The organism is Bacillus sp. 220_BSPC, assembly GCF_001054655.1.
Lineage (GTDB): Bacteria > Bacillota > Bacilli > Bacillales > DSM-1321 > Peribacillus > Peribacillus frigoritolerans.
This window is the reverse complement of sequence record NZ_JVPL01000179.1, coordinates 62,941-85,698: the sequence shown is the minus strand read 5'-3', so window position 1 is coordinate 85,698 and position 22,758 is coordinate 62,941. Positions and strand designations below refer to the sequence as shown.

General features: G+C 42.2%; 22 protein-coding genes. 2 read left to right on the top strand and 20 right to left on the bottom strand.

Annotation, left to right across the window (positions count from 1 at the left end):
* Positions 1-103: 103 nt before the first annotated feature.
* From ADA55_RS12720 to ADA55_RS12650, 15 genes are all read right to left on the bottom strand, one after another.
* Positions 104-1,117, bottom strand: a complete 1,014-nt coding sequence (locus ADA55_RS12720; protein WP_048684344.1) for a LacI family DNA-binding transcriptional regulator — start codon at positions 1,115-1,117, stop codon at positions 104-106.
* 67 nt (positions 1,118-1,184) lie between these two features.
* A complete protein-coding gene (locus ADA55_RS12715) occupies positions 1,185-2,138 on the bottom strand; it encodes a sugar phosphate isomerase/epimerase family protein (RefSeq protein ID WP_048684342.1) in 954 nt (317 codons plus the stop codon).
* A 42-nt stretch (positions 2,139-2,180) separates the two neighbouring features.
* Entirely contained in the window at positions 2,181-3,374 is a 1,194-nt protein-coding gene (locus ADA55_RS12710) for an MFS transporter (protein WP_048684340.1), read from the bottom strand.
* 108 nt (positions 3,375-3,482) lie between these two features.
* Positions 3,483-4,337: a class II fructose-1,6-bisphosphate aldolase gene (fba, locus tag ADA55_RS12705; protein WP_048684338.1), complete on the bottom strand. Its 855-nt coding sequence runs from the start codon at positions 4,335-4,337 to the stop codon at positions 3,483-3,485.
* 41 nt (positions 4,338-4,378) lie between these two features.
* Complete coding sequence (iolI, locus tag ADA55_RS12700; RefSeq protein WP_048684336.1) at positions 4,379-5,224, bottom strand: 2-keto-myo-inositol isomerase; 846 nt, start codon at positions 5,222-5,224, stop codon at positions 4,379-4,381.
* Positions 5,225-5,228: 4 nt separating this feature from the next.
* The gene (locus ADA55_RS12695) at positions 5,229-6,107 is read right to left on the bottom strand and encodes a sugar phosphate isomerase/epimerase family protein (protein WP_048684334.1); all 879 of its coding nucleotides are present in this window, start codon (positions 6,105-6,107) and stop codon (positions 5,229-5,231) included.
* Positions 6,108-6,146: 39 nt separating this feature from the next.
* Positions 6,147-7,178 carry a Gfo/Idh/MocA family protein gene (locus ADA55_RS12690; RefSeq protein WP_048684332.1) on the bottom strand — a complete coding sequence of 344 codons (1,032 nt, stop codon included), beginning with the start codon at positions 7,176-7,178 and terminating at the stop codon, positions 6,147-6,149.
* A 47-nt stretch (positions 7,179-7,225) separates the two neighbouring features.
* The gene (locus tag ADA55_RS12685; RefSeq protein ID WP_048684330.1) at positions 7,226-8,638 is read right to left on the bottom strand and encodes a sugar porter family MFS transporter; all 1,413 of its coding nucleotides are present in this window, start codon (positions 8,636-8,638) and stop codon (positions 7,226-7,228) included.
* Positions 8,639-8,660: 22 nt separating this feature from the next.
* On the bottom strand, positions 8,661-9,548 hold the full coding sequence (iolE, locus tag ADA55_RS12680; protein WP_048684328.1) for a myo-inosose-2 dehydratase: 888 nt from the start codon (positions 9,546-9,548) through the stop codon (positions 8,661-8,663).
* A 17-nt stretch (positions 9,549-9,565) separates the two neighbouring features.
* Positions 9,566-11,476, bottom strand: a complete 1,911-nt coding sequence (gene iolD, locus ADA55_RS12675) for a 3D-(3,5/4)-trihydroxycyclohexane-1,2-dione acylhydrolase (decyclizing) (RefSeq protein WP_048684325.1) — start codon at positions 11,474-11,476, stop codon at positions 9,566-9,568.
* A 32-nt stretch (positions 11,477-11,508) separates the two neighbouring features.
* On the bottom strand, positions 11,509-12,486 hold the full coding sequence (gene iolC / locus ADA55_RS12670; protein WP_048684323.1) for a 5-dehydro-2-deoxygluconokinase: 978 nt from the start codon (positions 12,484-12,486) through the stop codon (positions 11,509-11,511).
* A 22-nt stretch (positions 12,487-12,508) separates the two neighbouring features.
* Positions 12,509-13,324, bottom strand: a complete 816-nt coding sequence (gene iolB / locus ADA55_RS12665; RefSeq protein WP_048684320.1) for a 5-deoxy-glucuronate isomerase — start codon at positions 13,322-13,324, stop codon at positions 12,509-12,511.
* 73 nt (positions 13,325-13,397) lie between these two features.
* Entirely contained in the window at positions 13,398-14,867 is a 1,470-nt protein-coding gene (locus tag ADA55_RS12660) for a CoA-acylating methylmalonate-semialdehyde dehydrogenase (RefSeq protein ID WP_048684318.1), read from the bottom strand.
* 859 nt (positions 14,868-15,726) lie between these two features.
* The gene (locus tag ADA55_RS12655) at positions 15,727-16,047 is read right to left on the bottom strand and encodes an antibiotic biosynthesis monooxygenase family protein (protein WP_048684315.1); all 321 of its coding nucleotides are present in this window, start codon (positions 16,045-16,047) and stop codon (positions 15,727-15,729) included.
* 595 nt (positions 16,048-16,642) lie between these two features.
* Positions 16,643-16,822 (bottom strand): IDEAL domain-containing protein, encoded by a 180-nt coding sequence (locus tag ADA55_RS12650; RefSeq protein ID WP_034315231.1) that lies wholly within the window; start codon positions 16,820-16,822, stop codon positions 16,643-16,645.
* Between the two features lie 466 nt (positions 16,823-17,288).
* Between ADA55_RS12650 and ADA55_RS12645 the strand changes: the two genes are divergently transcribed.
* Positions 17,289-18,587 carry an MFS transporter gene (locus ADA55_RS12645; RefSeq protein ID WP_048684312.1) on the top strand — a complete coding sequence of 433 codons (1,299 nt, stop codon included), beginning with the start codon at positions 17,289-17,291 and terminating at the stop codon, positions 18,585-18,587.
* 92 nt (positions 18,588-18,679) lie between these two features.
* Here ADA55_RS12645 and ADA55_RS12640 read toward each other — a convergent pair whose 3' ends face one another.
* Positions 18,680-19,375 carry a YjjG family noncanonical pyrimidine nucleotidase gene (locus ADA55_RS12640; protein WP_048684310.1) on the bottom strand — a complete coding sequence of 232 codons (696 nt, stop codon included), beginning with the start codon at positions 19,373-19,375 and terminating at the stop codon, positions 18,680-18,682.
* A 200-nt stretch (positions 19,376-19,575) separates the two neighbouring features.
* On the opposite strand from ADA55_RS12640, the gene ADA55_RS12635 reads away from it, so the two are divergent.
* A complete protein-coding gene (locus tag ADA55_RS12635) occupies positions 19,576-19,896 on the top strand; it encodes a hypothetical protein (RefSeq protein WP_226990464.1) in 321 nt (106 codons plus the stop codon).
* Between the two features lie 164 nt (positions 19,897-20,060).
* Here ADA55_RS12635 and ADA55_RS12630 read toward each other — a convergent pair whose 3' ends face one another.
* The 4 genes from ADA55_RS12630 to ADA55_RS12615 form a co-directional block, all read right to left on the bottom strand.
* Positions 20,061-20,783, bottom strand: a complete 723-nt coding sequence (locus ADA55_RS12630) for an anti-sigma factor (RefSeq protein WP_048684306.1) — start codon at positions 20,781-20,783, stop codon at positions 20,061-20,063.
* Positions 20,784-21,338 (bottom strand): RNA polymerase sigma factor, encoded by a 555-nt coding sequence (locus ADA55_RS12625; RefSeq protein ID WP_048684303.1) that lies wholly within the window; start codon positions 21,336-21,338, stop codon positions 20,784-20,786.
* Between the two features lie 78 nt (positions 21,339-21,416).
* Complete coding sequence (locus ADA55_RS12620) at positions 21,417-21,887, bottom strand: hypothetical protein (protein WP_048684301.1); 471 nt, start codon at positions 21,885-21,887, stop codon at positions 21,417-21,419.
* 21 nt (positions 21,888-21,908) lie between these two features.
* The gene (locus ADA55_RS12615) at positions 21,909-22,646 is read right to left on the bottom strand and encodes an extracellular solute-binding protein (protein ID WP_048684366.1); all 738 of its coding nucleotides are present in this window, start codon (positions 22,644-22,646) and stop codon (positions 21,909-21,911) included.
* Positions 22,647-22,758: the final 112 nt, after the last annotated feature.

The following is a 22,758-nucleotide window of genomic DNA, read 5'->3' as shown; positions in this document are numbered from 1 at the left end:
ATAAAAATAGACAAACTCGATTTTCATCGAGTTTGTCTACAGTCTGAGGCTCCCATAAAAGGAAGCCATTCATTTACTAACATAATAATCTTGCCAAACATTTTTATACATTCAAGCTTTTTTCCAATTTGGAACCGCAAGATTCGCGGATAATCAACTCATCTTCCAGAACGAATTTTTTCTTTTCAATGGTTCCGCCTTTCATTAAGGTCAGCAATAAGTTCGTTGCCTTTTTCCCTATTTCGTACTTAGGCTGGTCAATGGTCGTCATATGCGGATTAAAAATCGATGCTATTTTCAAATTATCAAAACCTACGACAGCAATATCCTCGGGAACGCTCAACCCATGATCCTGGATTGCCTTTACAGCACCCAGCGCCATTTCATCATTAAAAACGAACACTGCTTCAGGCTTGTTTTCAAGCGATAATAATTTCACCATCTGGTCATAACCTGAGTCAATGCCATAATCCCCTTCCTGGATGTATTCCGGGTTTACTTTCAAGTGATGCTTCTTCATTGCTTGCTGGAACCCCCCTAGGCGATCCCGGCTAAGAATGATGTTCATAGGCGCTGTTATATGGGCAATTCGTTTATAACCAAGCTTGATTAAATGTTCCGTTACTTTTCTGGCACTGCTTACATTGTCGATCGAAACAGTTGGAATGTCCAGTCCGTCCACGTATTCACATGCCAATACAATCGGAAATTGATTTGATAGTTTTTCCAGGCTTTCCCTATTCATTCTAGCAGTAAGGAGTAACGCTCCATCTGCCTGCTTTTTGTATAGCAAATCGATATATTCCTTTTCCCGTTCAATATCGTTCTCCGTATCTCCCAATATAACCTGATAGCCATTTTCTACAGCTGTATGCTCAATGCCCCGAAGCACTTCGGAAAAAAAGGGCCTTGTGATATCCGGAACGACGACCAGAATGATCTTGGTCTCTTTCGTCCTGAACTGACTGGCAATCATGTGAGGCTTGTAATTCATCTCTTCAATTACCTGCAGCACCTTTTGTTTAGTTTCCTCGCTGACTAAATCCGGCTGTCTGAGCACTCTTGAAACGGTTGCAGGAGATACGTTAGCCAATTTCGCCACATCGCTCATTTTCATACTATTATCTCCACCTGCCTATTTCTTTTGTCATTTTCATTAAGTCCATTATAAAGTAATTTAGACTTCATGTTAAAACATCGAATTCTCTAGGCAATGTTTCTTTCAAAACATTCATGGATTTTTTCACGCCCGTTAGTGGTTCCATTGTCAAATCTTCCATTTCGAGAATGATGGGCCCTTCATAACCAATCATTTTAACAATAGTAAAAAACTCCTTCCACCAGCCACTGTCGTGCCCATACCCGAGTGCAACATAATTCCATGATCTACCTGCATATTGGTTCATTGGTTTCACATCAATTAACCCCTGGACGTCATATATCCCTCTTTCCAAGCGGACATCTTTTGCATGAATATGATAAACTGCGCTTCCTAAAGCCCTTAAAGCCGCAATGGGGTCGCCGCCCATCCAAAATAAATGACTCGGATCAAAATTCATGCCGATCGTATCACCGACTTCATACCTCAATTTAAAGAGTGTTTCAGGATTGTAAACTAAATTGCAGCCTAGATTTTCGATGGCAACCTTTCTAACCCCATTTTGTTTTGCCGTTATCACAGCTTTTTCCCAATAAGGGAATGCCACTTCATTCCACTGCCAATCAAGCATCTCAAAGTGTGAGGGCAAAATGGGATGTGTCAGCCAATTTGGCGTCCTGTCACTTGGTCCGCCGCCAGGACACCCCGACATCATGACAACCGTTTCAACACCTAAAAGCCCAGCTAGCTGAAAGGTCTTATTAACAACGGCTTTATGCATCTCTCCTTCATCTGATGGATCAAGCTGATTGCCAGAACAATTCAACGCTGCAATGCTAATCCCCCTTACATTCAATTCATTTAATAATTGCTTTCGTTTTGCTGCATTGCCAAGAAGACCATCGAGATCGAGATGTGGAGCCTTCGACCAATTGCCGCATCCTAGCTCCAGTGTCTCTATTCCCTGGTCCACACACGTATCCAGCATCTCTTCAAATGGCATGTAACCTAAAATATCAGTAACTAAACCAACCTTCATAAGTGCTCCTCCTCTATTAAACTAGCATCCCTTTCACATCGCTTAGTTCAAATTCAAATTATGTTTTGTTGCTTTCCTTTCAAGGTGACTCCATACAATCATAGAGAATAAAGCTGTTAAACCTAATGACCCCGCGAAATAAAATCCTGAAGAAATACCTAAATGAGAAATCAATATTCCTGCAATGAAAGGTCCAGCGAACATACCAATCGCGTAGATTGCTTGATACGCCCCCATGGCCGTTGCCCTTTTTTCAAGGGAAATTGTCTCTACCGCCATTCCTAAAAACAATGGAAAAAGAATGCCTAATGAGAATCCATTCAATCCTTGAATCAGAAAAAGCAGCCCTTTTGTTTCTGCTAATGGCGTACATGCTGTAAAAATGGCCGTAAGAGCAAAAGCTAGTTTCAGTAACTTCCATTGTCCGAATAATGGTACGAATATTTTCCCGCTAAGCATGGTGGCAACGGCATGAGGAATCATGAATGAAAAGATGACCATGCTGATCTCATCAGTATGGAGCCCAAGCTTTAAGGCAAATGCCGGGGTGAAGCCGAACATTGTCGAGAAGATGATGCCATGTGCGAGAATGGATAGAAATGATACTTTTAAAAGCGCCGGTTCAAGCATGACTGATAACAGTTCTTTCAATTGAATGGGCTTTTTTTGAAAATCCTCGTTTGATTCGTAAATAAAAAGCGAAAGGACGATACCAACGAAACCGATGATCCCGCCTATCCAAAAAGGTGCGTGCCATCCCCATAGATCGACAATGTATCCGCTGACCACCATTCCAAGCAGCTGTGCCAGAACCACAGCTAACGAGATACTGCCCATCGCTCGGTGAAGATCATATTCTGAAAAGTAGCTGGAAAATAAAATGGTGAACGCTACCCATGTAGCGGCGGCAACGCCTGCTAAAGAGCGGGCCAAAAGGATCCAGCCTAAACTATCGGCCCATGCAAATGTGACGCAGCTCAACGTACTCACGGCCATCCCAAAGATAATAAAAGGCTTTCTTACTTTTATGAGATCGGATAGGATTCCGAACGGAAGCCTGAAGAGAAATTGCATCAGCCCGTAACTGCCTAATACCATGCCGATAAATGTATAATCCCCACCAATCATCTCAAGGTAAGGAGACAAAATGGGAATATAAATGAAATTAGAAAACCAAAAAATAAAGCAGAGCACTAAAAACAAAAATCTATTACGTGCGGCATGTAACAAAGTCATTTCAACACTTCCTCTGACCAGCGAGCTATTTTTTTACCAATGGTACCTTAGGTAAAAAGTGAATGTACAAAAGGTGCCCGCAACGTAGTTGGGAACACCTTTTCATTCTTAAGCCTTTCCACTTGTATTGAACTCTGCGATTTTTCTCTTCACGACGGTGATGATAGCTTCTTTCGCTGGTGTGATGATGGCGCGAGGCTCATATACTGTGCCTTCAACGGCCAATACTTCCCGAACGGTTTTTGCCCACACTTGTATGCTTTCGGTATTGACATTTATTTTAGCGTGTCCAAGTTCAATTGCTTTTTTGATTTGGTGCAGCGGTATACCTGAGCCTCCATGTAAGACGAGAGGCACATTCGTCATGTTCGAAATTAATTCCATTTCCTCAAAACCGAGTTTAGGTTCTCCTTGATATGGGCCATGAACGGAACCCAAAGCAGCCGCTAGTGCATCAATTCCCGTTTCTTTTACAATCCTCGTGCAATCATGGGGATCTGCATATTGAATACCGCCGACAAGGCCATCTTCCGTCCCACCGACTGTCCCCACTTCCGCCTCAACGGAAACGCCAAACTTTTGGGCATAGTCGACAACCCTTTTGGTGATTTCAATATTTACATCTATTGGATGATGGGAGCCATCGATCATGACTGATGTAAAACCCGCCTCTATCGCTTTCTTGCAGCGTTCTACATCCATTCCATGATCAAGATGAAGGGCAACCGGAACCGTAATGTCCATTTCTTCCATAAGGCTTTTTACCATAGCAGCAATCGTTTTAAATCCGCCAAGATAATCAACAAGCCTGTCCGATGCCGCAAGTATGATCGGCGCTCGTTCCTCATTGGCAGCCTGTAAAAACGACTGGGCGAATTCCAGACCATTAATATTATATTGACCCACAGCATACCTTTCTGCTTTTGCTTTTAAAAGCATCTCATTCATTGCTACTAAAGGCATTATTCCATCACCCCCTTATTCCCGAGATTATTAAGATCTATTCATACATTCTGTAGTGCAAAGTATTTTGAAATAACTTGAATTGTCGTTTCTTTTGCGGTCTTAATGGCTTCTTCAGCATCAAGTTCATAATATTCTGGACGGAACAATTCCACAGAGGCGACGTCAGAATAACCAATTCCCTTCAAGATGGATAATATGCTGTCTAAATCTATGGCACCATGTCCAGGCCATACCCGGTCTTCATCCGTCAAAAAACCAATCGGAAAATCCTCTGTATCATCAATGTGTAAAATGAAGATTTTCTCCCCATCCGCTTTCTTCAAGTCTTCCAAACTGGAACCCATAGCATGGAAGTGAAAACAGTCCAGTACCAAACCAACATTATCACGGTTGACTGTTTCAACGATATCGTATGCCTGACCGAATGTATTCACAGTACATTGCGGATGCCCGACAAATTCCACTGCAATTTTAACGCCAAACGGTTCAGCGATCTCGGAAAGTTCAGCCAATACTTCCACACAGCTGTTTTTAATATCTTCTTTCAATATTTTCGCATCCGTTACAAGCGGAACCGCCACCACATATTTCACACCCAATTTCTCCGCCATGATCATCATATTCTTAAATTCGGCTATTATCGACTTATGACCGTCTTTATCGCGGTTATTAAAGAATACGAGGGCGTTGAAGGCAAGTGGCTTAATATGATTTGCATTAAAAAATTCGGCCAGTTCTTCAATTGTGTGTTCTTCCAAATACTCAGGCAATTTATCCATGGTACGGATTTCGATATAATCGTAACCGTGTTTTTCACAGTGTTTGAGATCTTTGACCAAGTTGGAATTTTCAAGTGTGGTCGCTTGGTTGAAACAAAGTTTCATTCTGTCAGCCTCCAATTCTTTCTGCTAAACCCAATCCGTCTCTCATTTTTTGAAGCATAAGCTTACTTGACCAGTCTGCTTTGTCGATCCAAGCAAATACTGCATTAGTAGCGATGCCGTCAAAATTCATTTCTTTCAGTTTTTTGAAGATCGTATCAAAGTCAACTTCGGCTTCGCCGATGTTCAAATGCTGATGGACGGTTGCCTCGACACCTGGAGGATTGACGATATAACGGAGTCCGTTGGACGCTTTATGATTGAATGTATCAGCAAACAAGACATGTTGCAGGCGATCCCCGGCAGAATCGAACATAGGGGCAATATCGCCTTTGCCATCATCATAGAAAAATGTATGTGCTGTTGAATATACTAGGTTGATCCACGGACGATCAAGGGCACGGATCATATCCATAGCTCCCTCATGCGTTTCGATGAAATCGAATGGGTGTGCCTGCAAATTAAGTTTAACGCCTTCCCTTTCAAATACCGGAAGGAGTTCATCCATTGATTTAATGAATTTTTCTTCACAGATAACTTCATTGAATTTAGATCCGTTAAATTCACTATTCATCAAGTCAACATCCAATTCCACTGCCACTTCAATGGCGCGTTTCCAATTACGGACTGCGGACTGGCGCCGTTCCTCATCAGGACCGGCCCAGTAGTAAAGCGGAAGCAAGGATGATATCTTCACACCTGCGTCGCTGCACCAGCGTTTCAAATTTTTAATCTGTTCCTTATCCACTTTAGGATATTTATAGAATGGACAAAAATCTTCCCTCGGTGACAGTTCGATATATTCATAGCCTAGTTCCGCTGTTTTATCGACCATTTCTTTTAATGATAAATTGGCATACATCGTAGGATCCAAAGCTAGTTTCATGGTCTTTCCCCCTATAATTTATTTTTCGTTCAATTACGTTCACTGAACAGTAATTTTTCCCGTATAAAAAACTGGCTTCTCTTCAAGGTCAACGGATTCTTTCTGTCCGGACTCTTGTGCTTTTACACAAGCATCAGCTGTTACAGCAGCAATGTATCCATCCCATGAAGTCGGACCATTCGGCTGACCTGTCTTTACAATGGAATCTATGAAATCCTGTAATTCTATGTCATATGCATCCATAAAACGGTCCTTCCAATCTACCAAGATATCCGTGCTCCGTTTAGCGCCTTTCCTTGTTACGATGCTCGCTGGTTCAGGGAGATATGCAACACCGTCCTCACCAATGACTTCACATTGGATATCATAGCCATATTTACAATTCACGAATACTTCAGCTTGGATGACAATCCCACTCTTCGTTTCCATTATGATAAGTTGGGGATCTTTTAAGTTAGCATGCGCGCGGCTGGCTTTCTTCGGGTAAATGACTTGAACTGATTTGTAATCATCGCTGATTAACCAATGCAATACATCAATCTCATGAATCAATGTATCAACGACCGCCATTTGCGTCGTATATTTTTCGTCCACTTCTGGATTGCGGTGTACACAGCGGACCATAAGCGGCTCGCCAATTTCATTTCTATCAATGGCTTGTTTCAGTTGTACGTAACCGCTATCATAACGTCGCATAAAACCAACTTGCACCAAACGCTTCCCGTATTTCATTTCCGCTTCTGCAATTCTCCTGCAACCTTCCGCCGTTGTCGCCAGTGGCTTTTCACAGAACACATATTTGCCAGCCTCAATCGCATTCAATACATTTTGCTCATGCGCTGGCCCCCAACTCGTAACAAGCACTGCATCGACATTTTCCGAGTTTACCAGTGATTTGTCATCCGGATATACAAGTGCTTCAAGTCCATATTGTTTCACGACCTGCCTTGCCGCCTCTTCATTCACATCGGTTACAGCCACAATTTTCCCTCCGGATAATTTGTCTGTAATTCTTTTAATATGCTCCCTGCCGATGGCACCCGTTCCTATTACACCAAAATTTAATGTCATGATCATATTCTCCTTTTAAGGATATCTGGTTTATTACTCTATAACTCTTAAATTATTTTTGTCATTTCCTTTGCAGGTTCTTTTCCATGATCGCGGAAGTTCTGTTCAAGCTGTTCAAGTGTAAGTCCTTTCGTTTCGGGTAAACATTTTTTCACAAAGGTGATAGCCATGATGCCAAAAGCGAAAAAGATATAAAATGTGGTAGACAATCCGACTTTATCTAGTAAAACCGGGAATGTTAAGCCGATTAGAAAGTTCACGACCCAAAGGAAAAATACGGTGACACCCATACCGAGCCCACGAACTTGAAGCGGGAAGATCTCTGAAAGCATCAACCAGGTAACCGGTGAAATGGCCCCCTGCTGAAAGGCAAGGAAAGTGACAGTCAAGGTCAAAATGATATAGGGAAGTGCAGCCGTCCCTTCAAGAAGGGACGATAAGACGCCAATCAATAGCAATGTGGTCGTAGTACCTATCAAACCGGTTAAGAGCATTGGACGGCGCCCGATTTTACCAAGCAGCCAAATACCTAAAAATGTTGCTAAAACAGAAATGATACCGTTTGCAATATTCCCGATCAAAGCAGCTTTTGTCTCAAACCCTGCATCTTTTAAAATTTGGGTACCATAGTACATGATGGAATTAACGCCCGTTATTTGTTGAACGATGGCTATCCCGATTCCAAGAAAGACGATTCTCCGTATCCATGGGACGTTCAAATCTTTAAATGTAGCTTTTTTAACATGGTTCTCTTTTTCGAATGTGGCTCTGATTCCCTGAAATTCCGATTCTGCCTCATCCATTTTACGTATTCTTTTCAAAACATTCAGGGCCTCTTCATTTTTGTTCTTGGACACAAGCCACCTTGGACTTTCAGGCAACCTGATCATGCCAAAGAAAAGAAGTATGGCTGGAAGCGATGCAATGGCCAGCATGTAACGCCAAACATGTGAACTATCACCCATCATTGTCCCAAGAATGGCATTGAAGATGAATGCAAGCAGCTGTCCGCTAACAATCATTAATTCATTTTGGGTGACGATCCGGCCGCGTCGTTCAGCTGGAGACATTTCCGCCAAATAAGTAGGAACGGTTACTGACGCACCGCCTACCGCAAGGCCGAGTAGAAAACGGCAGGCAATCATGACCGTAACACTCGGTGCAAACGTGCATCCAACAGTCGAAAAGAAAAAAAGTACCGAAAGAAAAAGAATGTTTTTTCGGCGGCCCGCATAATCCGAAAGTCTGCCTCCCAGAAAAGCTCCAAGTGCCGCGCCTAAAAGAAGTGAACTGGCAACAAGTCCTTGCGTAAGTGAATTGAGGTTAAGTTGATCCGCTTCGGACATGAACGGCAAGGCACCGTTAATGACACCTGTATCATATCCGAACAAAAGACCGCCTAACGTCGAGATAATAATAATCTTGCGTAAGAATGCCATTTGATTTCCATCATTATTCAAATTAATCACTTCTTTCCCGTTTTTAATCTTGAACTAGGAGCAGCCTTTCATTTATATACTTGCGAGCTATTAATGCGTATTCCAATGGATGGGCAACGGAAGGATCTTGTTCCGCCTCTACTACAATCCAGCCTTTATAATGATTTTCCAGTAATGTATGGTACGCTTCTACAAAGTCAATGCAGCCGTCACCAGGCACTGTGAACATGCCGGCTAAAAAAGATTCTTGAAATGATTTCCCAACTTTTCGGCACTGCTCCAGCACGCTATGCCTCACATCCTTGAAATGAACGTGCCCAATGCGGTCGATATGCTTTTGCAGAAGTGACATGCAATCGCCATCCGATACATAAATATGTCCAGTATCATATAACAGTTGCACTTTCTTTTCGGTATTTTCCATAAGGCGGTCAATTTCACACAGTGTCTGGACGCCCGTCCCCATGTGGTGGTGATACACCAGTTTTAAGTTGTAAAGTCCTGCAATATCCCCTAGCCGATTCAGGCCCGTACACAATATTCCCCATTCTTCATCAGTAAAGCGGGGCTTTTCCTTAAATACATCGTACCTTTCGCCTTGGATACTGTAAGTTTGTTCGGATACTACCGCTACATCTCCATCGACAGCCTGTAAATATTTGCAGTGTTCATGGAAATCCTGTTCTGCTTTGTCGATGCCATCACGGATGATGAAACTGCTGAACCACTGACCGGCTATTTTTAAGTTCCGAAGCTTCAGCTCTTTATTCAGGACCTCCGGTTCCGGGAAGAAACCTCCTACCTCGGTCCCCTGAAATCCTGCCACGACAATATCGCTTAAAAGGTGGGATAAGGTATTTTCAGCTCCGATTTCCGGTATGTCATCATTACGCCAGCCAATTGGGGCAATCCCCCACGAAATCTCCTGCATTTTCCGACTTCCCCCTTTTAATATTGTTTGGCCATTTTTAATTTCTCTTGTCTCGCTTCATATGCCCTTTGTATACTTTTCCGTTTCGAGACCTCTGCCACGCCAACATTCCACCAGGAGTCATAACCATCCGTCATCGTTTTCGGCAGAACCTTCATTTCTATTAATGTAGATGCCGTTTGTTTCTTTGCATCCTCCAATGCTGCTTTCAGCTCATCGATAGTATTGGCCCGATAAGTTTTGGCTCCATACCCTTCGGCTACTTTTGCGTAATCAATATTCATGATTTGGTTATCATGTGTTCTGAACTCACAGCAATATGTTCCGCTGCCATTCTCCATTTGCAGATTATTGATGCAGCCAAATCCTGAATTATCAAACAATAGAATGTTGATTTTATGATTATATTGGATGGCTGTGATCAATTCCGAATGAAGCATCAGAAAACTGCCGTCCCCTACCATTGCATAGACTTCCCGGTCTGGATGAGCAAGCTTGGCTCCTAAAGTTCCTGCAATTTCGTAGCCCATGCAGGAGAAACCATATTCAAGATGGTAAGTGTTTGGCACGCTTGAATGCCAGAGGCGCTGCAAGTCACCCGGAAGTGATCCGGCCGAACCGACCACCACACTTTCAGGATCGATCGTATCGTTTATTGCGATCATCGCAGTTGATTGGGCCAATTCAGTTTTCAATGCATCCGAATATTCATTCAAGACTTGCTGTGAAAACTGGTCTTTGATTTCAGGCTTGAAATTTTCACGGCTAAAAGTGACTGTACTTAAACGGGTCCGTTCGGAAAGCCACTCCGCCTTCCAATCTCCAAGCATTTCCCCATATTCGGTTTCATAGCCCACTAGTAAAGCTTCAAGGTTTTCAAGCGCCACCTTTGCATCGGCGACGACCTGAAATCCATCTAATTTATAAGTTTGAAGGCGGCTGACGTTAATGTTCAAAAACTTTGTCCTTTCAAAATCAAATGCAGTTTTGGAAGAAGTCGTAAAGTCCGTATAGCGGGTCCCGACACCAATTACGAGATCTGCTTGACGGGCAGCCTTATTGGCAGCCATCGTACCGAGAATGCCGACGCCGCCCAGATTCTTAGGAAAATTTGATTCCACCGTCGATTTACCTGCCTGTGTTTCCACAAGTGGAATGTTATGCTTTTCCGCCAGCTTCATCAAAATATCCCGAGCTCCGGAATATCTTGCTCCGCCACCAACGATGATGATCGGCTTCTTACTTGCTCTAATTCTCTCGGCAGCTCCTTGCAGTTCCCGTTCAACTGGAGCTTTCCGATCTAAATAATGGACGCGCTTTTCAAAAAAATGTTCATCGAAATCGAATGCCTCCCCTTCTACATCCTGTGAGATGCATATCGTCGCTGGGCCGGCTTTCCCGGGATCTGTCATCACCTCGAAGGCCCGGATCAGACTGGACATGAGCTGCTCAGGGCGAGTGACGCGATCCCAATATCTTGATACTGCAAGAAAAGCGTCATTAGTGGTAATGGCCGTACTATGCTCATGCTCAAGTTGCTGAAGAACCGGATCCGGCTGACGTGTCGCAAATGTATCAGCAGGAAGTAGGAGGACAGGAATATTGTTGGCAAGTGCAGTCCCCGCCGCAGCTATCAAGTTTGCCGAGCCTGGCCCGGCAGATGTAGTAACTGCATAAATTTTCCTTCGGAGCATTTCCCGGCTGTAGGCAATTGCTGCGTGAGCCATCCCTTGCTCATTCTTTCCTTGAATCACTTTCAAGTGGCCAGCGTCCTGTTCGAGTGCCTGACCGATACCAACTACATTCCCATGGCCGAATACATTAAATACACCTTCTACAAAAGGAGACTCCTCACCATCAACATGAATGTACTGCTGATTTAAAAACTTGATTAAAGCTTGGGCTGTCGTCAACCTCACTGTTCCCATCTTCTGTTCACCCCTCTATGTAGATAAATTCCTTACACGCGTTCTGCAATTAAACCCTCGATTTCTTCTGCTACGGGCATGGCCTCAGATGAGCTGTGCTTGCTTACTACTATGGAAGCGGAAGCACTGCCAAACTTCAAAGCGCTTTCAATCCCTTTGCCTCTCACTAACGCATATAAGAAAGCAGAAGCATAGGAATCCCCTGCGCCGAATGTTTTCAATACTTTCGTTTTATAGGACTTCGCTTTAAATACTTTTCCTGATTTGGCATAGGCATACGAACCCTTAACACCGTGTTTGATGACCACCAGGTCTGAGGAATGTTTAAACAAGTTACCGACGGTCTCTTCATTTGTACCTTTTTCGGTATTTTCCATTACATCATATTCATCACGCGTGCCAATCAAAATGTCTGATTGCTCTGCGACTAACGAATAGTAAACGGAGGTTTCTTCAATGGAATTCCATGTATAAGGACGGTAATCCAATTCAAATACGACTTTTACATCATTTCTTTTCGCAAGGCTTACGGCTTTTAAAACCGCCTCACGTGATGGACTTTTTGCTAAAGCCGTTCCTGAAACCAATAGGATCTTTGATTTTTTTAAATATTCTTCATCCACTTCCGAAGGTGCTAAATGAAGATCGGCTACATTATCCCGATACATCAGGATACTGCATTCTTCAGGACTTTTAATTTCCGTGAAGGCGAGTCCCGTTTTATGCCCTTCTTGATCGATAACCATATTCGATGTATCAACACCTGCCTCACGCATATACCGCTCGATGAAACGGCCGTGCTGATCATCGGCAAGCTTACCGATAAATCCCACTTTCAAGCCTAATTTTGCACTTCCGATGGCAACATTGGCAGGTGAACCGCCCACGTATTTTGTGAATGTCATGGTCTCTTCCATCGGACGGTTATATTCATTGGCATTCAAATCGATGCAGGCCCGACCAATGGCAATCAAGTCAAATTCCTTATCGATATTAAAAGTATAGTTCATCAGGTTAACATCTCCTTTTCCTTTAACGATTCAGGATCCACTCATGATCGGGATCATTATAGAATTTCCATGTCCTTGTCGGACCGGCCATGACATTCAAGTAATAAGATTCATAACCGTCAGGCACCCCTACCGGATGGTAACCGGCCGGTACAAGTACGACATCGCCGTTTTCGACGGACATGGTCTCATCGATCGAACGGTCATCTGTATATACTCGCTGAAAGACGAATCCCTGAGGCGGGTTCATTTCATGATAATAGGACTCTTCCAATAATGACTCATTTGGCAAGTTATCCCGATCATGTTTATGCGGAGGATAGCTCGACCAGTTTCCGCTTTCTGTATATACTTCAACCACGAGAAGGCTATTCGCATACGGAGCTGAATCCGGTAATATATTATGCACCATCCGCTTATTGCTCAAAATGCCCCTATGTTCCACGTCAACATCTCCCGCTTTAATCCATTTAGTCGGAAGTTGCTTATCAGAAGGAGAATAACACAGTGCCACTCTGGCCTCGGTTATCGCTTCCAATTCAAAACCCCTATCATTTGACACGTAAATGCTATCAGTCGGCACTTTATCAAATACACTATCACGTGTCCCTAAATCATGGTATACATCCTCGCCCACTGTCACATTGATCTTTCCCGTAAGAGCGACAATGCAGCACTCCTTCTTGATTAATAATTCTGAATATTCCGCCCCCTGTGCCAACTCCACTATTTTGAATTCAACATATTCTAAAGGAGAATTTCCTTTCGTAACTGATTGAATGATTGTAACACCTTCAGAGACCTCTTGTTTTTCCGGTTTTTGAAGCAGTTTACTCATATGTACCTCCTTGTTTTTCAAAAAATCCGGCCCGTATCCAAACGGGCCATCTTGCAATGTCTTTTTCATTCATTTATTTCACGTAGCGTGCAGTCACCATTTTTTTTCGTGTATAGAACTCAACTCCGTCGGTTCCATTCGCATGAAGATCACCATAAAATGAATCTTTATATCCAGAGAATGGGAAGAATGCCATCGGTGCAGGAACACCCACGTTTATGCCCAGCATTCCGGCATGGATCGTTTCACGGAATTGGCGTACATCAGCTGCACTGTCCGTATATAAGCAAGCCCCGTTTGCCAGTGCTGAAGCATTGGCAATCTCAACGGCCTCCGTTAAATCTTTAGCACGGACAACGGAGAGCACCGGTGCAAAAATTTCATCTTGCCAGATTTTCATTTCCTGTGTAACATGATCAAAAATCGTAGCTCCGAGGTAATATCCATTGCCGCTTGCTGCCTCATCTTTACGGCCATCGCGTACTAGGGTCGCGCCCTGGGCTATACCTGATTCGATGTAATCAATAGTCCTCTTCTTAGCTCCTTCCCGGATCACAGGTCCTAGAAAAACGCCGTCATCCAGACCATTCCCGATCGTAATCGCATCAGCTGCCTGTTTCAATTTTTCAACTAACTCGTCCGCTACACTTTCTTCTACGACAACAACCGCAGCGGCCATGCAACGCTCACCGGCCGACCCAAAAGCCGCACTTGTTATTTCCTTGGCCGTCATATCAAGATTGGCATCTTTCAAGACAATCGAGTGATTCTTCGCTCCCGCAAGAGCCTGGACGCGCTTCAAGTTAGCCGTGCCTGTTTTATACACATATTCTGCCACTGGCTGTGAACCGACGAAGGAGATAGCTTTCACATCTTCATGCTCCAGAAGCCCATTAACCACATCATGTGCTCCATTGACAATGTTCAGTACTCCTTTAGGAAGACCTGCTTCCTCAAACAGTTCAACAATGCGTGCTGCAAGTAAAGGTGTACGTTCAGATGGCTTTAACACGAAAGTATTGCCACATGCGATCGCTAGCGGGAACATCCAGCAAGGGACCATCATCGGAAAGTTAAATGGAGTGATACCGCCGATTACACCAATTGGGTAACGGTACATACCCGATTCAATGTTGGTCGCGATATCCGGAAGCTGTTTGCCCATCATCAGCGTAGGTGCACCCGCCGCAAACTCGACACACTCGATGCCCCGCTGTACTTCACCAATTGATTCCGATAGGCTTTTACCATTTTCGACAGTGACCAGTTTAGCTAGTTCTTCCCAATTTTCCACAAGAAGCTGCTGATATTTGAACAATATGCGAGCCCTTTTCGGGACAGCAACCTGCGACCATTTTTTAAATGCCTCATTCGCCACTTGGACCGCACGATCCACATCTTCCCTAGTGGAAAGTGGCACCTCGGCAATTGCCTCACCAGTTGCAGGGTTGAACACGATTTCCGTTTGCTTTGAAGCGGATTCAATCCACTCACCATTTATATAGTTTTTTAATTTTTTCACCTCATGTGTTACTGAAGACATGTTTTTTCCTCCTTAAAATAAAGTATATTTTGTTAGATCATCAGCCCCGTATAACCATCGCCTTCAATGAAATCGATTTCATTTACCTGTGGAAGAAATCCATCCATGTTTCTTTTTAGGATCAATCAATAAAATTTTCTAGCTCAATCCTAATATTCAAGCTTTTATTCTGCTAATGAAATCGATTTCATTTATTTTCAGGGGTCCACCTTAAGAAAAAGTAAGGACCAATCCACTCCCCCTTAAGTTATAGCTTGTACATAACCTTGATTCGGGATGAAATCGATTTCATTTACTTTATAAGGAAATACTACAATGAAAAATTTTCCCTGTAAACACTTTTTTTGCATTTTTTATAATATTCTATCTTCTTCACGGTTCAAAACATTGATAAATATGGAAATGTGCTTTAATATTTATCAAAGACATCTTCAGAGGTTCTTAAAAACTGACCAATACTTTATCGATAATGGTAGTGGTATTTTGGTATATTAATTTTCCTAAACTCAATTGACTTTATCCTAGGAATTCCAGCTAACCTAAGAATAACATCCTTAGTCTTTCATATATGTAAACTTTTCAGACTACCTTCCTGCTCCCCTTTTCTTTACATTCCATGAATGTCTCCATTTCAATGAAAATAATTGATATTTTACTATATCAACAGACATAGCCTATCCCGAGATTTCATCAACAAAAAGAGGCACCCATAATGGGAGCCTGAATTTTAGTGAAGGTAAGCTATTATATGTGAACGGTAACCATTCCGTATCCTTATCCTAACAAGATGATTGAGAAATGGGATATTCCACCCAGTTACTTATTTGTACGGAATTTAAAACAGGCTGCTTAAGGTCAGTTATTTCACTGCCTTCTTAATAGCCTTCACTTCATATAATGATCCTTCCGAACTGACGATATATTCAGGCTTTGGTTTCCCTAGGTTTGCTTTATGGCCTGCGATATGGGCTTCACTCTTTTCCCACTGCTTCCAATGAGTCTCCGACTCCCAATTGATCATAATGATGACCTCTTCATCCCCGCGTCGCACTTTTTTCACCATTACACATAAATCGATGAACCCTTCCTGCTTTTCTATGATTCCTTCCCCGCTGAACCGTTTTACTACTTGTTCTGCATTACCTTCTTTTACCACCATTTTTCTCATCTGAACGAACAATATGAACAACTCCAATCGATATACTTGTATTGAATTATTTTATTCGATAACGATTCTCATTGTCAATTAATGAGACTTTTACTTAAGTGTACTACTTAAAGTCTGATTCCCAAAAACAAAATAAAAAATGGATCAGGAAGTTTTGCATATCTTCCTGATCCATTTTTTATTGTCACTCACCTTTTATCTTTAAGACTTTTGGGAACATAGTCATTCAGTTTGTTAAATAAAGAAGTAATGTAGGAGCTGAGTTCGAATCGATCCTCCTGAACAAATTCAACTAAAGACACTCCATTCTTTTTCATAACTTTTCCCCCTTTTAGTTTTTATCCCGGTGCATGAACTTTTCAGCAACTAATACCTGTGAATCCCGCCATTAGCGCACTTACACTCTTCTCTCCATCGTTTCTTTATTTAATTATACAAGAAAGCGCTTACAATGTAAAATATTATAATACTATAGATTGCTATTTACTTAGTATGTTCCAGGTAAATGAAGTTTTCTCTTCAGCATATTTATGGTTATCAGCTTTGCTGGCTTTTCAGTGTACATTCCATATCATAACTACTTGTCTTGTTCACAAAGAATAAAATTTCAGGAAATGCCCTTCAATATTTCAGTTAAACGTAGGAACTCTTCCTTATCACGATTTCTTAATGAGTCATCGATTTCTTTTTCGATTTGGGCTTTCCGGTAATCACTAAGGGCCTTTTTTAAAACCATTTCAGCCATCTCTTCAGGTTCAAGCGATGTTCCTGGCAATTGCTTCTCCATACGAAACCAACTCCTTAACCTTTTTTCTATTATACTAAATAACTTGGAGATTATTATTATTAATTAAAATCTTATCCTTTCCTCTTATTCATTTTTCATTTCCTTATCCACATGATTTCCACTTTGCCACTCTTCTATACACAAAATTTCTAAATATTCGGATTTCTAATCAGTAACACATTTTCTTTTTATTCACTTAGTCATTTTACCTGGGAAGATCGGATCGTTTATTTCCATTACTTTAGAATTAATTATATTCCATTACAGGTGAAGGGAGCTAAGTTATTTGCTTCATTTTTTCAGAAAAGTCAGAAATATATTGACCGGTATGGATAAGCCCTCTAAAATAATCTAAATAATCCAGTTTTTTACTTATATTCATTTACCATCATTTTTGTTCATTTCGGCTTTATTTATTGTTGAGAACAATATTGATGAAAAACTTAGCATTAAAGGAGCATTTATCATGAAAAAAAGTCGAGTTCTTTTCGCTAGTTTAGCGGGTTCCGTTATTGAGTGGTACGATTTCTATTTATACGGGACAGCAACGGGCCTGGTTTTTACGACGCTATTCTTTCCCAATCATGATCCAGCGATTTCACTTCTTCTTGCCTTTGTCACATTCGGTGCTGGTTACGCTGCCCGTCCAATCGGCAGCATCCTTTTCGGTCATATGGGTGATCGCATCGGACGGAAGGCAGCACTCATGTTCACCCTTATTGGTATGGGAGGGAGTTCAATGCTAATCGGTGTTCTGCCCACTTATGCCCAGGTTGGGTTGGCCGCCCCCGCCATCTTGGTGGTGCTGAGGTTGATTCAAGGAATTTCCTTGGGAGGTGAATGGGGCGGAGCCATCCTATTGGCAACGGAATCTGCTCCTAAAGGTGTCCGTGGGTTATATGGATCCATTCCCCAACTAGGGGTCCCCATCGGCTTGGTTGCCGGTTCGTTCAGCCTAACCCTCATCAGTTCCTTGACAACCGATGCCCAATTTTTATCTTGGGGTTGGCGGATTCCATTCCTTTTAAGCGGTGTACTGATCGGGTTGGCAATTTGGGTAAGGAGTGGCATTGAAGAAACGCCGGAATTTAAAGCGCAGAAAGATAGCGGCGATCTTGCGAAAGTTCCCATTATTGAAACGTTGAAACACGATTGGAGAAGTGTGCTGCAAGTGATCGGACTAAAAATTGGGGACGGCTTCTTCAATGTATTCATCATGTCCTATGTTCTCGTCTTTACTACGCTGTATTTTGGTTATTCCCAAGATTCAGCTCTTACCGGTTTAACGATTGGCTGCGCTACAATGCTGATTACCATTCCTGTCATTGGTTACATTTCAGATTTCATTGATCGAAAAATCATCTATTTTGGGGGCCTGACTCTCCTTTTCGTCTTGGCCATCCCATATTTCACAATGATTGGTCGTGGGGTTGGCTGGTTCTACATGATGCAGGCAGTTGTACTCGGCGTCATCTGGGGAGCCATTTTTTCCACACAAGGGACATTATTCTCGGAGCTCTTTCCAGCCAAGGTCCGTTATACTGGATTATCCGTCGGTTATCAGGTCGCGGCAGCCATTGCAGGTTTCGGTCCGCTCATCTGGACCGCCATGGCGGAATCATATGGCCCATCCCCTTTGGTATTTGGCGGATTCATGATGGCAGGTCTCGCGATTTCCTTGGCGCTTTGTATATTATCCCCGCATTTCAGCAGAAGGAAAGAAAAGGATCAAACACTCAAACCACATAAGCTGGATTTGAACTGATTCTAAAATCTCTGGCGTGATTAATAACAGAGGCCTGCATGTCCTATCACTCGGACAAGCGGTCTCTGTTTTTTTACAATGCATATACCTCCCTATACTTGTTTACTTCCTACAATCTCCAAAAGATCAGTGAGTGTCCGGATTTCATAGGTGGGCTTGATTCCCAGATCATTATCCTTTTGATGGGGATTGTACCAGCATGTATCCATTCCATAATTCAAGCCGCCCTGTATATCTGAAGTCAAGGAGTCACCAACTATCAACGCTTTCGATTTATCTGTGATATTTAACTTGGAAAATGCATAATCAAAAATCCCTCTATCAGGCTTCTGAAACCCAGCCTCTTGGGAAACTATCAAGGTCTCAAAGGTATTGCAAAGGGCTGACCCGCCGATTCTTGCTGTCTGCACTGCCGTGAAGCCATTCGTTATAATAGCAAGCCGGCATCCTCCAAGCTTCTCGCAAACCTCTATTGCCCCGGGCAGAAGATGTATTTCCTTTCCCAAATGTCCCAGGTACGCACGGCTGAACGCATCCGCATCCATATCAAGCCCATGCTTCAGGAACAACCGCTTGAACCTTTCCACTCCCAGAATGGTTAAATCTATATGCCCCCGTTCCAAATCCCTCCATAATACCTTACTGATTTCTTGGTAGCATCCCGCATAATCCTCCGCCCCTGTTGGCAAACCAAACTCTAAAAAGGCTTCATGCAGTGCTTTCTTTTCCGATATTCCAAAGTCTAGCAAAGTATCATCAACATCAAATAAAATAATTTCGTATTTCATCGCTGCCCCCATAATCATTTTAGTCCAACTTAACACATTTCCTTTAATTACGTATTAATTTTGCAAATTCATGGTAAATACATACTGCAAGCTTGGAAAAATTGCGGGAACATAAAGAAGATATCATTCCCCTTACGTACAATTTTTTAAATAAGTTCAATGAAAGGTATCATGAAAATAAAGTCATTTCGGAAGAATGCTTGAACCTATTAATTCATTATTCATGGCCCAGCAATGTACGCCAGCTCGAAAACTTGATTGAACGGTTGGTCTTAATAAGTGACTCCGTTATCCTAATGTCCGACTTACCTGAAATGATAACCGAGAACGTTGAACAGGTCACACAGATTGATCTCCCCACTTCACTCGATAAAGCACTTGATGAAACGAAACGGATATTGATCAGGAAATCTTACCAAACATACAAATCATCAAGGAAAGTCGCGAAGGACCTCTCTATCAGCCAAACGAAAGCCTCGGCATTGATCCGGGAGTACTGTGAAGACTTAATGAATAAATAGGCACCATGCAAACGACATTATTTTTCCATATTCATCCAACCGAAACATATTGGTTATCCGTTTCTATGAGCTTCCATTGTAAATCCTGACTTCTTCTTCCTGATCCATGGTCCAGGTATGAAAAAAAATAAGGGACTTCCCCTTTGCGGGCAAGTCCCTTATTTTTATGAAGATCCCACTATTTTTTCGCCCCTCGGCTTTGTACTATTTGAGTCCGGTTCTTTTGTGATGCCAATTTGATTGAATTTATCATCTCTGGACAGTTTGTATGTCAATGATCCTGTACCTGCTTCATCAGGCTTGAAAGTTCCTGCATTTCTCCGTTTTCCATCTTTCAGCAACCACACCTGATACACCTCGGACTCTTGAAGGCTAGGTAAATTCTGAATTTGCACGATTAACCTTCTTTCGTCACCTTGCTGCAAAATGTATGCAGCCCCGTCCGTATTCATATTTACAGCGGTCTTATCGGCAGGCTGCAAAGATAGCGACGTTTTAACCTCCATTGGCAGATTGATAGCTGCAAGTTCTTTTTTCAGTTGAATATTGGAATATAACAGCACAAATACCAAAACCAGAACAGCCAACAAAAGACCAGAAGTGACTGGAGTAAACTGCTTAAAGAAAAAAACACCCCATTTCTTTTCCTTTCGCACCGGAACTTCATCATCAGTCTTAAAGACAAAATTCATGACCTCTGATTTCAGGGAAGAAGAAGGTTCCATTTCTTCGAAATCCCATTTCAATGAATTCCAGGCTTCCGTCATTTGTTCATACTCCCTAGTGCATTCAGAGCATTGAATTAAATGTTCCGCGAATGCCTTTTTTTCTTTTTCTCCCAGTTCACCCGATAAAAATGAAAGCAGGTTAGCGCACTCTGTATTCATTTACAAACCACCTACTTCCAAATACTTTTTCAACAATTTTAGCGACTGGTGAAGTCTGCTCTTGATGGTACCAATCGGTTCATTTTCAATTGTGGCAATTTCCGTTAACGAATACCCTTTCCAATACAGTAGATCAATCAGTCTTTTTTGCGGCTTGCTTAACTTACTTTTTGCCTGGGCAATTTCACTGTATAATAGCCCATTTTCTATATCATTATTAGGATCTTCTATGTCAATCGGATGACTCATGTCCATGTGTTTGTTATTCCGGATATGAACGCTGTCTTTGCGGACATAATCCACACACACATTTCGTGTAACGGTCAAAAGCCAGCTTACAAAGTGCCCCTTTTCGGAATTGTAACTGCTTTTTGTAGTCCAGAGCTTTAAAAAGACCAACTGCACGATCTCTTTAGTTTTTTCAGCATTTCCATTTGTGAACTTAAAAATAAAACCATAGATTAATTTAATATGCCGGTCATAAAGTTCTTCCAGAGCAGGACGATGCTTTTTCATGACTAATGCCATCAATTCCTTATCAAGTTTTTCTTTCAATCGCACCTGCAACTCCTCACAAGTAAATTTGGAAAAAAACGTGTAACAGGAACGACCATCACTGATCGTCCCTTTTTCTTATTTTGGAAAAAGCGTCTTATCATTTACAATATACCAAACATTTTTGACACCTTCGCCATTGACATCTCCCGCTTCCTTATCATTCACAAAATAGTAGAGTGGAAATCCTTTGTACGTTACCTGCTCTTCCCCTGTATCTTCTCTTTTCATGGTACCAAAGTCTTTTTCCTCAAATCCTTTAGGGACAGCAAAATCCCTTTCCATGAATGGCGGCCATTTCTTCAGACAATCACCCATGCAATTGCTTTTTCCTGATTTATCATTCTTGAAAAAATAAAGTGTCATTCCTTTGGAATCAGCAAGGTATTCGCCTGTTGTTTCACTTTCCATTAATTTCAGGGGCATTGCTTTTTCATCAGCAGTACCATTAACCACTTGATCATTTTGGGGTGAATCATTAGCTTCATTTCCACATGCCGCCAAAACTAGGACCATCATAAAAACTGAAAATACCATCCACTTTTTCATATGCTCTCACTCCACGTCAATTTACTTCCATCCCCATTTTTGAAACACTTGATGGGATTTTTCCGTTTTAAGATAATCAATGAATTGTTGTGCCTTTTTCTTGTTTTCACTCTTACTTGTTATGCTTACCGGGGTTCCCCTATAAAGCTTGTCTTCCTCAGGGAGCTGAACCAGGTCCGTCACATCCGCCAGACGGTAATGCCAGGATTCATATGTAATCCAGGCGTCTAATTTAGAATTTGCCTTCCATAGATCGATAGCTTCTGCACTGGATCTCACTGAAATGTCAATATTCCTGCTAATTCCAGGAATCAATCCTTTTCTTCCGGCCAAATCTTCCCATAGCCCCAGTTGCCCGGCTCCATTAACATCCACAATCTTTACGCCCTTCTTCGTTAAATCCTCCAAAGACTGTATATTCTTTGGGTTTCCTTTTCTAACCAGGATTCCAGCAGACCGTGCATACAATTCTGTACGGTTTTTTTCATCAAGGAGCTCCGGATGATCATGCATAAAATCTGTTAGCATATACTCGGACCCTCCGTATATGATATCCGCATCCTGTTTGGCTTGATCAATCCATTTTTCTTCGGGTCCCGCTGTTACTTCAATCTTTATCCCCGTTTCTTTGGTGAATAGCTCCCCCGCTTCCTTGATAGGCCCAAGAGGTCCACCTGGTCCATAGACTTTCACGACGCCGTCGACAGCCTGGCCCCGTTTCGGAACCATTTCCGGTGAAAATCCTAACAGTACCAGCATCAATGATAAACATCCAACAAAAATGAGCTTTTTCAAGTCTTTCTTCTCTCCCTTCTAAAAAGTCTTTGTACTATAGATAACGGGACAAAATTCAAAACGGTTTGAAAAAAAT